Raw genomic sequence first — 329 nt, 5'->3', positions numbered from 1 at the left:
ATGTGCGGATTTGCCTACACATCAGCCTTACTGCTTAGACGGACATCCATCAGTCCGCGTCACTACCCTACTGCGTCCCCCCATTGCTCATAACGGCTTACGGTGGTACAGGAATTTCGACCTGTTGTCCTTCGACTACGCCTTTCGGCCTCGCCTTAGGTCCCGACTTACCCTGAGCGGACGAGCCTTCCTCAGGAACCCTTAGGCTTTCGGCGGATCAGATTCTCACTGATCTTTTCGTTACTCATACCGGCATTCTCACTTGTATAATGTCCAGCGCTCCTTACGGTACACCTTCAACCCTTATACAACGCTCCCCTACCCCTGAT

1 rRNA gene is annotated in these 329 nt (G+C 52.9%); it reads right to left on the bottom strand.

The features are described 5' to 3' along the window. Positions 1–329: ribosomal RNA gene (locus IFU39_RS32540) — 23S ribosomal RNA — on the bottom strand; the annotation flags it as partial.

The sequence above is a fragment of the Paenibacillus sp. CFBP 13594 genome (assembly GCF_014842675.1).
In the GTDB taxonomy this organism is placed as follows: Bacteria; Bacillota; Bacilli; order Paenibacillales; family Paenibacillaceae; genus Paenibacillus; species Paenibacillus amylolyticus_B.
The sequence above is the reverse complement of the archived record's forward strand: the minus strand, read 5'-3'. Positions and strand labels throughout refer to the sequence as shown.